The sequence below is a fragment of the Agromyces flavus genome, assembly GCF_900104685.1.
In the GTDB taxonomy this organism is placed as follows: Bacteria; Actinomycetota; Actinomycetes; order Actinomycetales; family Microbacteriaceae; genus Agromyces; species Agromyces flavus.
The window spans coordinates 3,337,694-3,351,400 of the sequence record NZ_LT629755.1 but is presented as its reverse complement, the minus strand read 5'-3'; the positions used below and the strand labels follow the sequence as shown (position 1 = coordinate 3,351,400).

The 13,707-nt window shown below is 72.2% G+C and carries 14 protein-coding genes; 9 read left to right on the top strand and 5 right to left on the bottom strand.

Translation table 11 applies throughout. The features are described from left to right. The first annotated feature begins 179 nt into the window (after positions 1–179). The 4 genes from cls (at position 180) to BLT99_RS15835 (ending at position 4,921) form a co-directional block, all read left to right on the top strand. Positions 180–1,655: a cardiolipin synthase gene (cls, locus tag BLT99_RS15850; protein WP_229724536.1), complete on the top strand. Its 1,476-nt coding sequence runs from the start codon at positions 180–182 to the stop codon at positions 1,653–1,655. Between the two features lie 106 nt (positions 1,656–1,761). Further along, positions 1,762–2,400: a TetR/AcrR family transcriptional regulator gene (locus BLT99_RS15845; RefSeq protein ID WP_092674612.1), complete on the top strand. Its 639-nt coding sequence runs from the start codon at positions 1,762–1,764 to the stop codon at positions 2,398–2,400. Further along, entirely contained in the window at positions 2,397–3,065 is a 669-nt protein-coding gene (locus BLT99_RS15840) for a P-loop NTPase family protein (protein WP_188434386.1), read from the top strand. The genes BLT99_RS15845 and BLT99_RS15840 overlap by 4 nt, the downstream gene beginning before the upstream one ends. After that, positions 3,062–4,921, top strand: coding sequence for a YhgE/Pip domain-containing protein (locus tag BLT99_RS15835; RefSeq protein ID WP_092674609.1), 1,860 nt, complete (start codon positions 3,062–3,064; stop codon positions 4,919–4,921). Before BLT99_RS15840 ends, BLT99_RS15835 begins: the two co-directional genes overlap by 4 nt. Before the next feature lie 20 nt (positions 4,922–4,941). Here BLT99_RS15835 and BLT99_RS15830 read toward each other — a convergent pair whose 3' ends face one another. From BLT99_RS15830 to BLT99_RS15815, 4 genes are read right to left on the bottom strand one after another with little or no spacing between them, the layout of a single operon-like run. Further along, positions 4,942–5,310 carry a DUF4440 domain-containing protein gene (locus tag BLT99_RS15830; RefSeq protein ID WP_092674606.1) on the bottom strand — a complete coding sequence of 123 codons (369 nt, stop codon included), beginning with the start codon at positions 5,308–5,310 and terminating at the stop codon, positions 4,942–4,944. Positions 5,311–5,342: 32 nt separating this feature from the next. After that, complete coding sequence (locus BLT99_RS15825; protein WP_092674603.1) at positions 5,343–6,359, bottom strand: magnesium and cobalt transport protein CorA; 1,017 nt, start codon at positions 6,357–6,359, stop codon at positions 5,343–5,345. Positions 6,360–6,380: 21 nt separating this feature from the next. After that, complete coding sequence (locus tag BLT99_RS15820; RefSeq protein WP_092674600.1) at positions 6,381–7,013, bottom strand: TetR/AcrR family transcriptional regulator; 633 nt, start codon at positions 7,011–7,013, stop codon at positions 6,381–6,383. A gap of 39 nt (positions 7,014–7,052) precedes the next feature. Then, positions 7,053–7,736 carry a TrmH family RNA methyltransferase gene (locus BLT99_RS15815; RefSeq protein ID WP_092674597.1) on the bottom strand — a complete coding sequence of 228 codons (684 nt, stop codon included), beginning with the start codon at positions 7,734–7,736 and terminating at the stop codon, positions 7,053–7,055. A gap of 85 nt (positions 7,737–7,821) precedes the next feature. On the opposite strand from BLT99_RS15815, the gene BLT99_RS15810 reads away from it, so the two are divergent. The 5 genes from BLT99_RS15810 (at position 7,822) to BLT99_RS15790 (ending at position 12,935) form a co-directional block, all read left to right on the top strand. After that, positions 7,822–9,276, top strand: coding sequence for an Nramp family divalent metal transporter (locus BLT99_RS15810; protein ID WP_092674594.1), 1,455 nt, complete (start codon positions 7,822–7,824; stop codon positions 9,274–9,276). A 40-nt stretch (positions 9,277–9,316) separates the two neighbouring features. Further along, positions 9,317–9,976 carry a metal-dependent transcriptional regulator gene (locus BLT99_RS15805; RefSeq protein ID WP_092674591.1) on the top strand — a complete coding sequence of 220 codons (660 nt, stop codon included), beginning with the start codon at positions 9,317–9,319 and terminating at the stop codon, positions 9,974–9,976. 63 nt (positions 9,977–10,039) lie between these two features. Next, positions 10,040–11,692: an FAD-dependent oxidoreductase gene (locus tag BLT99_RS15800; protein WP_092674588.1), complete on the top strand. Its 1,653-nt coding sequence runs from the start codon at positions 10,040–10,042 to the stop codon at positions 11,690–11,692. Continuing rightward, a complete protein-coding gene (locus BLT99_RS15795; protein ID WP_092674585.1) occupies positions 11,689–12,030 on the top strand; it encodes a UBP-type zinc finger domain-containing protein in 342 nt (113 codons plus the stop codon). Before BLT99_RS15800 ends, BLT99_RS15795 begins: the two co-directional genes overlap by 4 nt. A 107-nt stretch (positions 12,031–12,137) precedes the next feature. Beyond that, positions 12,138–12,935, top strand: coding sequence for an HAD-IIA family hydrolase (locus BLT99_RS15790; protein ID WP_092674582.1), 798 nt, complete (start codon positions 12,138–12,140; stop codon positions 12,933–12,935). 36 nt (positions 12,936–12,971) lie between these two features. Here the strand turns inward: BLT99_RS15790 and BLT99_RS15785 are convergent, their stop codons facing one another. Then, entirely contained in the window at positions 12,972–13,691 is a 720-nt protein-coding gene (locus BLT99_RS15785; RefSeq protein WP_092674579.1) for an NUDIX hydrolase, read from the bottom strand. Between the last annotated feature and the right edge of the window lie 16 nt (positions 13,692–13,707).

Genomic DNA, 13,707 nt, shown 5'->3' with positions numbered 1-13,707 from the left:
CGCTGCGGGGGTCGCGTCGTCCCGAGGTGCTCGACGACTGAGCCGAAGGTCCTGAGGCGGCGTCGCGGCCGATGCCATACTCGGGCATCGGCCGCACGCGTCCACTCCGCGGCGGCGGTTCCCAGACCCTCGGGAGGGGCGATGAACGAGCACCTGTGCGCCCGAGCCGGAGCCCGCCCGTGAGCGGCGGCGAATGGGCCGCCGTCATCGGCGGCATCCTCATCCTCGTCGACTGGATCATCCGCATCATCGCGCTCATCGTGATCCCCCGCGAGCGCAAGCCCACCGCCGCGATGGCGTGGCTGCTCGCCATCTTCCTGATCCCGTTCGTCGGCATCCTGCTGTACCTGCTGATCGGCAACATCCGGCTCCCGAAGCAGCGGACGGCGCGACAGGAGGAGGCCGACCGGATGATCGCCGAGCGGGCCGAGGGCCTCGACCTCGTGACCGACCACGAAGCCTGGCCGGCCTGGTTCGCGTCCGCCGTCGCCCAGAACACGCGACTCACCGGACTCCCCGTCACGTCGGGCAACCGCGCGACCCTGATCGACGACTACCAGGGCTCGATCGACGCGATGGCGGCAGATGTCGCGACCGCGACGCGCTTCGTGCATGTCGAGTTCTTCATCGTCGCGTTCGACGACACGACGCGCGGGTTCTTCGCGGCGATGGAGGCCGCCGTGCGACGCGGGGTCAAGGTGCGGCTGCTCATGGACCACATCGCGTCCGCGAAGGTCCCGCTGCACAAGGCCACGATCGCGGAGCTCGACCGCATCGGGGTCGAGTGGCACTACCTGCTGCCGGTGCGCCCGCTGAAGGGCGAGTGGCAGCGACCCGACCTGCGCAATCACCGCAAGATCGTGGTGGTCGACGGCCTGGTCGGCCACATGGGATCGCAGAACCTCATCGACCGCACCTACGACTCGCCGAAGAACGTCAAGCGGGGGCTGATGTGGCAGGAGCTCGTCGCGCGCGTCACGGGCCCCGCGGTCGCCGAGCTGAACGCCGTCTTCCGTTCGGACTGGTACGCCGAGACGGGCGAGGTGCTCGGAGAGGAGTGGAACACGCCGGCGACCGCGATCGCGGTCGACACGTCGCTCGACGCACTCGACTGCCAGGTGGTCCCGAGCGGACCTGCGTTCGAGATCGAGAACAACCTCAGGCAGTTCCTCACCCTCGTGAACTCGGCACAGGAGCAGGTGATCATCACGAGCCCGTACTTCGTGCCCGATGAGGCGATGGTCTACGCGATCACGTCGGCGAAGCTGCGCGGACTCGACGTCCAGCTCTTCGTCTCGGAGATCGGCGACCAGGGCGGCGTCTGGCATGCGCAGCGCTCGTACTACCGGGCGCTGCTCCAGGCTGGAGTGCGCATCTGGCTCTACCCGGGCCCGTACATCCTGCACTCGAAGCACCTCTCGATCGACGACGACGTCGCGGTCATCGGATCGAGCAACATGGACATCCGATCCTTCGCCCTGAACTTCGAGGTCACCCTGCTCGTCCGCGGCGCGTCGTTCGTGGCCGACATGCGCGAGGTCGAGGCGAAGTACCGCGAGCTCGGCCGAGAGCTCACGCTCGAGGAGTGGGACCGCGAACCCGCGAGCGCGACGTTCCTCGACGGGATCGCGCGCCTGACGTCGGCGCTGCAGTAGCGGCCCCGCCGCCCCCGCGGCCCTGCGTCACGAGCCTCGCTGGGAGTCGGCTGCGCGTTCGTGCGAACTTGCACACCGCTGTGCAATTTCCGCGTAGGATCATCGCATGCCGTCCGTCGCCGACGCGGGCCGTCGCGCTCGACGTCGGGACGCGGCGGAGAACCGCGAATCCCTGCTCACCGCCGCCGTCACCGCGCTCGCCGCATCGCCCGATGCCTCGCTCGAGACCATCGCCGCCGACGCGGGCCTCAGCCGCCGCGCGCTCTACGGCCACTTCGCCAACCGCGACGAGCTCATCGTCGCGCTCATCCAACGCGGCGCGCATCGCCTCGTCGCGACCGCGAGCGCGACCGACCACGCCGACGCGCCCGCCGCGATCGCGCTGCTCGGTGCGCGCCTGTGGGATGCGATCGAGCACGTGCGCCTCCTCGCGCAGGTGGCGCTGCGGCAGCCGTACGTCGAGCGCGCCGCCCAGGCCCTCGCCCCCGTGCGCGATCGGCTCGCCGAGTTCGTCGCGCGCGGCGTCGCCGATGGAACGGTGCGCGGCGACATCCGCCCGCCCGTGCTCGCACGCCTGATCGAGGAATCGGCGCTCAGCGTGCTCGCCGAGGCCGCGCGCCACGACCTGCCCGACGCCGAGGGTCGCCGGCTCGTCATGCTCGCCGTGCTCGGCACGGCAGGCCTGTCCTGGCGCGAGGCCGACCGGCTCATCGCCACCACCCCGGAACTCGTCGAGGAACCATGAGGATCGAACTCCACGGCGTCTCGAAAGGACGCCGGGGCCGCGCCCTGCCCGCCACCACCATCGCGTTCGAATCGGGCCGCGCGACGCTCGCGACCGCCGAGACCCAGCAGCGGCCGACCGTGCTCGGCCTGCTCGCGTCGGGCCGGATGCGACCCGACGCCGGCGCCGTCGAGATCGACGGTCGAACGGATGCCGCGGGACTCCGCCGCCGCGTCGCGCTCGTCGACGCGCCCGACGTCTCCGATCCGGCGCCGAACGTGACGGTCGCGGGCGTCGCGGCCGAGGAGCTCATGTTCGCCGGCGTCCCGTCGAATCCCGTGTCGGTGGCCCGCCGGCTCGACCAGTTCGGGCTCGCGAACCTCGCGCGCACGCCCATCGCGAACGTCGACCCCGAACCGCGCCTGCGGATGCTCACGGAGCTCGCGCTGCTGCGCGACGGAGTCGAGGGCCTCGTCATCGTCTCGCCCGACCGCCATGGCGGACCGCCCGACGAGTGGTGGCGGATGGCGCAGCGACTGGCCGACCGCGGCGTCGCGGTGCTCGTGATCGCCGGCGACGCCTCGGCCGCGGCCATCGCCGCATCCGACCTGCTCGACCGGCTGCACGGCGCCGACCTCGCGGACGAGGACGACGAGTCCGCGCTCGCGGCAGGGGGCCTCGCGTGAAGCTGCCGCAGACGATCGCCGCCGAGCTGCGCCGCCTGACCTCGACGCGGATGTCGGTGCTCGCCCTGCTCGCACTCCTGGCCGTGCCCGTGCTCTACGGCGGGTTGTACCTGTGGGCGAACCAGGATCCGTACGCCAGGTTCCCCGACGTGCCCGTCGCCCTCGTGGTCGAGGACGAGGGCGCGATCGCCGCCGACGGCGAGGCCGCCCGGAACATCGGCGACGAGGTCGCCGACCAGCTCGTGGAGGACGCCGCCTTCGACTGGCATCGCGTCTCATCGGACGAGGCCGCGGCCGGCCTCGACGACGCGACGTACGACTTCGCCATCACGCTGCCCGCCGAGTTCTCGGCGGCGCTCGCCTCGCTCGAGGGCGACGACCCGCACCAGGCCGAGATCGTCCTCTCGACGAACGACGCGACCAGCACCCTCGCCGGGACGATCGGGGAGCAGGCGGTCGAGCGGATCCGCGCCGCGGTCGCCGAGCAGGTCGGCCGGGAGGCGGCGTCGATGCTGCTCGACTCGATCCACGAGATCCGGGGCGCACTCGTCGACGCGGCCGACGGCGCGTCGCGACTCGCGGACGGCGCGGCGACCGCGACGGACGGCGCCGCGCGCCTCACCGACGGCGCCCGACGCCTGGCCGCCGGATCGGCTGAGCTGGCCGACGGCACCGCCCGGCTCGCGGACGGGTCGGCCGAGCTCGCGGGCGGAGCGGCCCAGGTCGCCGACGGGAACGCGCAACTCGCGGCATCCGCCGACCTCGTGGGCGCCGCCGTCGACGAGGCCGCGTCGGCGGTGCCCGAGGCGCGCCACGCGGTCGCCGACGAGCTCGCGGCCCGGGGCGTCGACCCGGCGACGATCGATGCCGTGCTCGCCCGCCTCGATCCCCTCGGCGAACGCGTGGCGACGGGGAACGAGCGGGTGCACGAGGTCGTCGGCGACATCGACCGGCTCGCCGACGGCAGTCGTCGCGTGGCCGACGGCAGCGCAGAGCTCGCGGCCGGGGCGTCGACCGCGGCGGACGGCGCGGCACGACTGTCGACCGGTGCCGCACGCCTGCAGGAGGGCGCGGGCGCGCTCGAATCCGGGCTCGCGCAGCTCGAGGCAGGCGCCGGCGAGCTCCACGACGGGCTCGCCGACGGCGCCGCGGCGATTCCCGACACCGACCAGGCCACGCGCGACGCGCAGGCGTCCACGATCGCGGATCCCATCGCCCTCGAGACCGACTCGGTCGCCAGCGCCGGCAGCTACGGCGCCGGGCTCGCGCCGTTCTTCGCCGCACTCGCGGGCTGGATCGGCATCTACGCGCTCTTCCTCATCGTGAAGCCGGTCTCGCGACGTGCGGTCACCGCGCTGCACTCCCCGGTCCGGATCACGCTCGCGGGCTGGTTGACGCCGGCCGCGCTCGGCGCGGTGCAGATGGGGGCGCTGTTCCTGGTGCTCGCCGTCACGCTCGGGTTTCCCATGAGCCATCCTGTCGCCACCCTCGGCGTGATGCTGCTCGCGTCGGCGACGTACGCCGCGATCATCCTCGCCCTCAACGTGTGGCTCGGCTCGGTCGGGCAGTTCCTCGGCCTCGTGCTCATGGTGCTGCAGCTGGTCACGGCCGGCGGCACGTTCCCGTGGCAGACCCTGCCCGCACCGCTCGCGGCGCTGCACCAGGTGCTGCCCATGGGGTACGTGGTCGACGCGATGCGGCAGGTCATGTACGGCGGCGACCTCGGCCGGGCCGGAGCCGACTCGCTGGTGCTCGTGGCGTGGCTCGGCGCGGCATTCGTGGTCGCGGCGATCGGCGTCACGCGCATGACGCACTTCCGCACCCTGCGCGACCTGCAGCCGAGCCTGATCGGGTGATGGCGAGCCGGCGGATGCCGCTAGGCGGGCGTCTGCTGGTGCGCCGCCACGTGCCACGCGCCGTCGTCGTAGAGGTAGGTCGTCGACATCCGAAGGTTCGCGACGTCGTCGCCTCGACGGGCGACGGCGCGGTACGCGAGGATGCCGGCGTGGTCGCCGAGGCGCACGACGGCGGGCTCGTGGATCTCGTACGCGTCCCATGGCGCGGCGCTCGCGAAGGCGCCCATCACGTCGTCTCGACCGAGCACCGCGCCCTCGACGATCATGAGCGCGTCGCGCGTCATCGCGCGGGCGTAGTGGGTGCCGCCGCGTCCGGCGAGGATGGCGCGCCATCCGGCATGCTCCTCGTGCAGCAGGCGGGCGGGCAGATCGTCGGTGATCTCGGTCATGCGGCCACGCTACCCGGCGCGGCGCGCGAGCCCTAGAGCCAGTTGCGGCGCTTGAAGATCACGTAGAGCGTGACGCCGAACAGCACCATCGCGGCGAGTGCGAACGGATATCCGAGCGGATGGTCCAGCTCGGGCATGTCGGTGAAGTTCATGCCGTAGACGGTGCCGATGAGCGTGGGCGCGAAGATGATCGCCGCCCAGCTGGAGATCTTCTTGACCTCCTCGCTCTGCGTGAGGCTGGTCTGGGTCAGCTGCTGCATCTCGTCGTTCTGCCGCTGCGTGACGAGCGTCGAGTGCACGGCGAGCGCGTTCTGCAGGAGCTGGCGGAACCCGTCGCCGCGCTCGACGACCCGGATGACGTGGTCGAGCACGTCGCGGAGGTAGCGCTGCAGCTCGAGGTCGACCTGGTACTTCTCGAAGCCGCGCTCGATCGCCTGCACCATGTCGACGAGCGGGCGGGTGGCGCGCTGGAACTCCATGACCTCGGAGGCGAGGTCGTAGATGCGGCGGGTGACCTGCGGATCGCCGTCGAAGAGCTCCTCCTCGATCTCGTCGATGTCGTTCTCGAGCCCGGCGAGCACGGGAGCGTACTCGTCGACGACCTCGTCGAGCACCGCGTAGAGCACGGCCTCGGAGCCGCGCGCGAGCAGGTCGGGCGTGGATTCCAGCCGCTTCCGGACGCGCGAGAGGTTCGGCGACTCGGCCCGCCGGATGGTGATGGCGAAGTCGCGGCCGACGAAGAGGTGGACCTCGCCGAACTCGACCTCCTCGGTCGCGTCGAGGTAGCGCGCCGGCCTCAGCACCACGAACAGCGTGTCGCCGTACCGTTCGAGCTTCGCGCGCTGGTGGCCCTTGCGGGCGTCCTCGACGGCGAGATGGTGGAGCGAGAACTCGTTCGCGACGGCGTCGAGCTCCTCGGCCGTCGGACGGTAGAGGCCGATCCAGGAGAACCCGCCGTGCCGCTCGCGGAGCTCGAAGCTCTCCTCGAGCGTCGCGGGACTCGCGACGCGGCGTCCGTCGCGGTAGACGGCGTTGTCGATGACCGGCACGCGTCCAGTCTCCCAGTGTCGTCAGTGAGCGGCGGCCCATTGCCCGCGCGTCGGCGTGGGCCGCGTGCGGGCCAGCGAGCCCGGTTGCATGGCGAGACGCGCCTCGGCGGCGGCGAAGACGATGCGATCGGCCTCGGCCTCGTCGATGAGGCCCAGGGCATGGTGCTGCACCGCGACACCGTCGACGAGCGCGGTGAGCATGCGGGCGTCGGCCTCGGGATCGTCGCTCGAGGCGGCCCCGGCGGCCACGTTGCGCTCGATGATCCTGGCCAGCCGGAGATCGGAGTCGCGGTGGTGACGCGTGAGCGCCGCATGCAGCTCGGCGTTGCGCGGGGCTTCGCTCCACGCGTCGATCCAGACGAGGTAGTGCTCGCGCGGCGTCGTGCTCAGCCAGTCGGCGAGCGCGGCGACGGGTTCGAGCCGCTCGGCGAGCTCGTCGTCCTGGACGGACTCGGCGAGCACGGCCGCGTCGAAGGCCGCCGCGACGAGCTGCTCGCGCGTCGCGAAGTAGTGCCGGATCAGTCCGTGCACGACACCGACCTCGGCGGCCACGTCGCGGAGCGTGACGCCGGCGAAGCCGTCGCGCGCGACGAGCCGGAGCGTCGCGTCGAGGATCTGCTCGCGTCGCTCGGCGGGATCCAATCGGGTGGCCATTCGCTCATCGTACCGCTCTTGGCCGCGTGGACAACACGATCAGGCCCGCGCGTGACGGCGCGCCCACTCGTGCATCACGATCGCCGCCGCTGCGCTCGCGTTCATCGAGCGCGTCGAACCGTACTGCGTGATCTCGACGATCGAGTCGGCAGCGGCCAGGGCCTCGTCGCTGAGTCCGGGCCCCTCTTGGCCGAAGAGCAGCACGCAGCGCTCCGGAAGGTCGGCGAGGTCGACGGGCCGGGCGCCCTCGACGTTGTCGACCGCGATGATCGGGAGGCCCTCGGCGTGCGCCCAGGCGACGAAGTCGGAGACGTCCGGATGATGCACCAGGTGCTGGTAGCGATCGGTCACCATCGCGCCTCGGCGGTTCCAGCGACGGCGCCCGATGATGTGCACGGTCTCGGCGGCGAAGGCGTTCGCCGTGCGCACGATCGAGCCGATGTTCAGGTCGTGCTGCCAGTTCTCGATGGCGACGTGGAACGGATGGCGCCGCTCGTCGAGGTCGGCGACGATCGCCTCGAGGCCCCAGTACCGATACCGGTCGACGACGTTGCGACGGTCGCCGTGCGCGAGCAGCTCGGGGTCGTAGCGCGGATCGTCGGGCCAGGCCGCGCGGCCGCCGGGCCACGGGCCGACGCCGTGCTGCGGCAGTTCGGGTTCGGCGTGCGGGGCCGGGTCAGGGGCCCCGGGCGCGGCGGCGCCATCCGGTCGATCGTCTCCCACGCCCCCACGCTAGCCGCCGCGCGGCGCTCGCGAGGCACACTCGCAACATCCTTTCGGTGCGCCGAAAACCCGCTACGATTTCGGTATGCCGAAAGCCGACACGGATGTCGCGACCACGCCGCCGATCGATCGCACCGAGCGGGTGACACCGCCCGCCTCGGTCGGCCGGCTCGCCTGGCTCATCGGGCCCGCGCTCGTCGCGGGCGTCGCCTACCTCGACCCGGGCAACGTCGCGAGCAACATGACGGCGGGCGCGCAGTACGGCTACCTGCTCGTGTGGGTGGTCGTGCTCGGCAACGTGATGGCGTGGCTCATCCAGTACCTGTCGGCCAAGCTCGGCATCGTCACGGGCGAGAGCCTGCCCGAGGTGCTCGGCCGGCGTATGCGCAACCGGTGGGGACGCCGCGCGTACTGGCTGCAGGCCGAGCTCGTCGCGATGGCGACCGACCTCGCCGAGGTCATCGGCGGTGCGGTCGCGCTCAACCTGCTGTTCGGCATCCCACTCATCTGGGGCGGACTCATCACCGGCACGGTCTCTATCGTGCTGCTCGTGCTGCAGTCCAAGCGCGGGCCGCGCACGTTCGAGTTCGTGATCATGGGACTGCTCGTGATCATCGCGATCGGCTTCTCGGTCGGCGTCTTCATCGCCCCACCCGATCCGGCCGAGCTGGTCGCCGGGCTCGTGCCGCGATTCGAGGACGCCAACTCGGTCCTCCTCGCCGCGTCGATCCTCGGCGCGACGATCATGCCCCACGCGATCTACGCGCACTCGGCGCTCAGCCGCGACCGGTTCGTGATGCGGCAGTCGCTCGGCGGCTCGCGCGTCTCGGCCGAGGATCCCGTGACCGCAGGGGTGGACCCGGAGATCGCGGCCGCGGCCTCAGGCGGCGCGGTGCGTCGCGGGTTCGCGCGACTCGTGGTGCGCGAGGGGAGCGGCGACCTCGCCCGGGTGCGCGGCGGCGAGCCGGGCACCGCGACGACCCTGCCCACCGATCGCCTCGTGCGTGCCACGCGCTGGGACGTCTCGATCGCGATGGCCATCGCCGGCACCGTGAACCTCTGCATCCTGCTGCTCGCGGCCGTCAACCTGGCCGGCGTCGAGGGCACCGACAGCCTCGAGGGCGCATACGCCGCGCTGTACGTCTCGCTCGGGCCCGTGATCGCGACGCTCTTCGCGGTGGGCCTGCTCGCATCCGGCCTCGCCTCGACCTCGGTCGGTGCCTACGCGGGTGCCGAGATCATGCAGGGCCTGCTGCACGTGCGCATCCCCCTGCTGGTACGCCGGCTCATCACGCTCATCCCGGCGCTCGCGGTGCTGTGGGCCGGGTTCGACCCGACGCTCTCGCTCGTGCTCAGCCAGGTCGTGCTCTCGTTCGGCATCCCGTTCGCGCTCGTGCCGCTCGTCGCGCTCACCGCACGGTCCGGCGTGCTCGGCCGCTGGCGCAACCACTGGGCGACCACCGCGGCAGGCATCGCCGCCTCGATCTTCCTCATCACCCTCAACGCCGTGCTGCTCTGGCTGGTGTTCACGGGCGCCTGAGGCCGGGTCGACCCCGGTGGACGCGGGTAGGGTGGGCCCGATGCCCGCGACCCAGAGCCCCGCCGTCGAGGACTACCTCAAGACGGTGTACGCCCACACCGAGTGGCAGCCCGACGCGATCACGCCGTCGGGCCTCGCTGCCGCCCTCGGCGTCGCGCCGTCCTCGGTCACCGAGATGGTGAAGAAGATGGCCGGGCAGGGGCTCGTGCAGCACGTGCCGTACGGCGCCATCCGGCTCACCGACGCCGGACGCACGCGCGCGCTCGCCGTCGTGCGGCGGCACCGGCTCATCGAGACCTGGCTCGTCCGCGAGATGGGCTACGCGTGGGACGAGGTCCACGACGAGGCCGAGATCCTCGAGCACGCGCTCTCCGACCGGTTGCTCGAGGCCATCGACGAACGACTCGGACGTCCGGCGCGCGACCCCCACGGCGACGCGATCCCGCGCGCCGACGGCACGCTCGTGTCCGAGCCGGCGGTGCGGCTCGACGAGGCGCCCGCGGGCCACGTCGGCCGCGTCATCCGCATCAGCGACCGCGACCCCGCGGTGCTGCGCGAGCTCGACGGTGCGGGCGTGGGCCCGGGCAGCGAACTGCGGGTCGCGGATGGCGCGGACGCGGCATCCGTCGCGGTGATGATCGGCGACGACCGCCGCGCCATCCCGCGCGACGCGGCCGCCGGCATCTGGGTCTCCGCCTGAGCCGTCAGCGAACGCTCGCCCGAAACCCTCCCGTTCGCGCCATCCGTCGGCGAGGATGATGGGATGGGCCACCACGCGGGCGAGAAGATCACTCCCGAACTCACTGATGCGCAGTGGGACCGATTGCGCGGCTACGGCACGCCCCAGCAGACCGACGCGGGCCAGGTGCTCTTCCGAGCCGGCGACCGCAGCTACGACCTCATCCTCGTCGAGACCGGCGAGGTCGAGGTGGTGCGCGAAGCGCTCTGGTGGACCGAGGAGGAGCAGCTCGCGGTGCTCGGCCCACGGACCTTCGTCGGCGAGCTCGGCCTGCTCAACGGCCAGCGCGCCTTCCTCACGGCACGCGCGATGGGCCCGGGCCGCATCCTTCGCATCGACCACGACTCGCTCCAGCGGATGATGGCCGAGGACGACGAGCTGTGCGACCTCATGCTGCGCACGCTCTGGGCGCGCCGCGAGATGCTCCGGCAGGGGCCGGCCGCGTGGACGCTCAAGATCGTCGGCTCCTCCAGCTCGGCCGAGTCCACCGCGCTGCGACGCTACGCCGAGCGGCTCGAGCTCGTGCACACCTTCGTCGACGTCGACGATCCGAACCTCGACCACAACGTCTGGGGGCACGGCTACACGCGCGAGGACATCCCGATCGCGATCGTGCAGGGCGAGATCGTGCGCAATGCCACGCCGGGTCAGCTCGCCGAGCTGCTCGGCCTCGCCTACGCCTCCGAGGACGACATCGAGTTCGACCTCGCCGTGGTCGGCGCCGGACCCGCCGGCCTGGCGGCCGCGATCTACGGCGCCTCCGAGGGCCTGCGCACCGTGCTGCTCGACGCCGTCGCACCGGGCGGCCAGTCGGCGACCACGTCCCGCATCGAGAACTACCTCGGCTTCCCGTTCGGGGTGAGCGGCGACGCGCTCACCTCGCAGGCGTCGCTGCAGGCGTTCAAGTTCGGCGTGCGCATCGCCGCACCGTGCCCGGTGGTCCGACTGGACGCCGAGACCGGCGTGCACCGGCTGCTCCTCGCCGACGGCAAGATCGTGCGGGCGCGCGCCGTCGTCGTCACGACCGGCGTCGCGTACCGCGGCCTGCCCCTCGATCGCTGGGACGAGTTCGAGGGCCACGGCATCCATCACGCGGCATCCGAGCTCGAACTGCGTCAGGTCGCCGGCGAGGACGTGGTCGTGGTCGGCGGCGCGAACTCGGCCGGACAGGCCGCGCTCGGGCTCGCCGGCAAGGGATGCCACGTTCGGCTGGTCATCCGGTCGGGCGACATGTCCGAGCGCATGTCCAGCTACCTCGTCGACCGGATCCGCGACGACTCGCGCATCGAGGTCCGCACCGCGACCGAGGTCGCGGGGCTGCACGGCGGCGACCGGCTCGAGCGCGTCACGCTCCGCGGCCCCGCCGGCGAGGAGGTCGTCGACGGCACGGCACTGTTCTGCTTCATCGGCGCGGTGCCCGCGACCGACTGGCTGGTCGACCTCGAACGCGATCCGACCGGGTTCGTGCACACGGGCGCCGACGTGCTCGCGCTCGGCGACGACTGGCGCGAGCTGGACCGCATGCCGCTGCCGTTCGAGACCTCGGTGCCACGCGTGTTCGCCGCGGGCGACGTGCGCCGCGGCTCCATGAAACGCGTGGCCGCCGCGGTCGGCGAGGGTTCGAGCGCGGTCGCCTCGGTGCACCGTGCGCTCGCCGCGATGGAGGTGTTCGCATGACCCGGGTCGCGCCGCCGCCGTCGGGCACGGGCTGCGTCGAGTGCCTGGCGACCCCCGACGGGTGGTGGTTCCACCTCCGCCGCTGCGTCGAGTGCGGCCACGTCGGATGCTGCAACGCGTCGGTCGGGCAGCATGCGAGTCACCACGCGCACGACACCGGGCATCCCGTCGCCACGTCGTTCGAACCCGACGAGGAATGGTTCTGGGACTACGCCGCCGGCGAAGCGGCGACGCCGGTCCCGCTCGCGCCGCCGCGATGGCGGCCCGAGGATCAGCCGGCGCCGGGCCCGGAGGGTCGGGTGCCCGAGAACTGGAAGTCGCTGCTGCACCCCGAGTGACGTGCGCCCGAGCGGCGGCCGCGACATCCGTCGCCGCCGATCGCGCGTGCGCCGACCGGCATCCGCCGTTCATCGGCCTGTGATGTGCGTCCCATACGCTGGGCCGCATGGCGAAGCGTGAAGAGGTCGAGGCCTGGCTGACCGACATGGACGGCGTGCTCGTGCACGAGAACCACGCCCTGCCCGGGGCGGCCAAGCTGCTGCAGCAGTGGGAGGACGCCGGCACGCCCTACCTCGTGCTCACGAACAACTCCATCTTCACCGCGCGCGACCTGTCGGCCCGGCTCCGCGCGAGCGGGCTCAACGTGCCCGAGGACCGCATCTGGACCTCGGCGCTCGCGACGGCGGACTTCCTCAAGCAGCAGCTGCCCGGCGGCACCGCGTTCGTCATCGGCGAAGCGGGCATCCTCACGGCACTCCACGAGGCCGGCTTCGTCATGACCGAGACCGACCCCGACTTCGTGGTCGTCGGCGAGACGCGCAACTACTCGTTCGAGGCCATCACCAAGGCGATCCGCCTGATCGGCAACGGGTCGCGGTTCATCGTGACCAATCCGGATGCCACGGGGCCGAGCATCGAGGGCCCGCTGCCCGCGACCGGCGCGATCGCCGCCCTCATCACGAAGGCCACGGGCAAGGAACCATACGTCGTGGGCAAGCCGAACCCCATGATGTTCCGTTCGGCGCTGAACAAGATCGGCGCCCACTCCGAGAACACCGCGATGATCGGCGATCGCATGGACACCGACATCGTGGCGGGCATCGAGGCCGGCCTGCACACCGTGCTCGTGCTGACGGGCATCAGCGACCAGGCCGAGATCGAGAAGTACCCGTTCCGCCCCGACGAGATCCTCGCGGGCGTGTCCGACCTCGTCGTGGCCGATCCCGTCGAGACCGACCTGTAGACGCTCCGCCGACGACGGGCGGATGGCGCGACCGCCCTATGGACGCGGCGGCAGGGGCAGGTCGAGCTCGCGGCTGCGGTCCCACGGCTCGGTCCAGCCGAGCTCATCGAAGAGCACGTCGAGCACCATCGCGGTGAAGCCCCACACCAGCCGTTCGTCGCCGGCGCCGTGCACCGTGAACGCCGGACCGCGCCATTCCATCCCGTCCCGGCGGATGACCGTCGTGCAGCGGTTGCCGGGGTCGAGCAGGTCGGCGACCGGGATGCGGAACACCGCCGACGATTCGGCGTGATCCACGGGCGCGACCGCGGTCGGCGCGGCCCACCATGCGAGCACGGGCGTCACGAGGTGACTCGATCGCGAGAGCGGGATCGCCTCGAGTGCGCCGAGCACCTCGACCCCGGCCGGGTCGAGGCCGGTTTCCTCGCGCGCCTCGCGCAGTGCCGCATCGATCGGATCGGCGTCGCCGTCGTCGACCCTGCCTCCAGGGAACGCGATCTGCCCGGCGTGCGAGCGCAGCGTGGTCGCCCGCGCGAGGAGCAGCACGTCGAGGTCGCGGGAGACCGCGCGGGCCTGCGCCTCGTGATCGCTCGGGAGCCCGTCGAGCACGCCGAAGAGGATCAGCACCGCCGCGGGGCGGGCTCCCTCGTCGCCGTCCTCGCGCACGTCGGCCCACCGCTCTGCGAGCCATGGCCGGCCGGTGAGCGCGGTCAGCTGCGTGCGGGCCGCATCCGAGGCGCCATCGCGAGGGGTCACCCGTCGAGGCTACCCC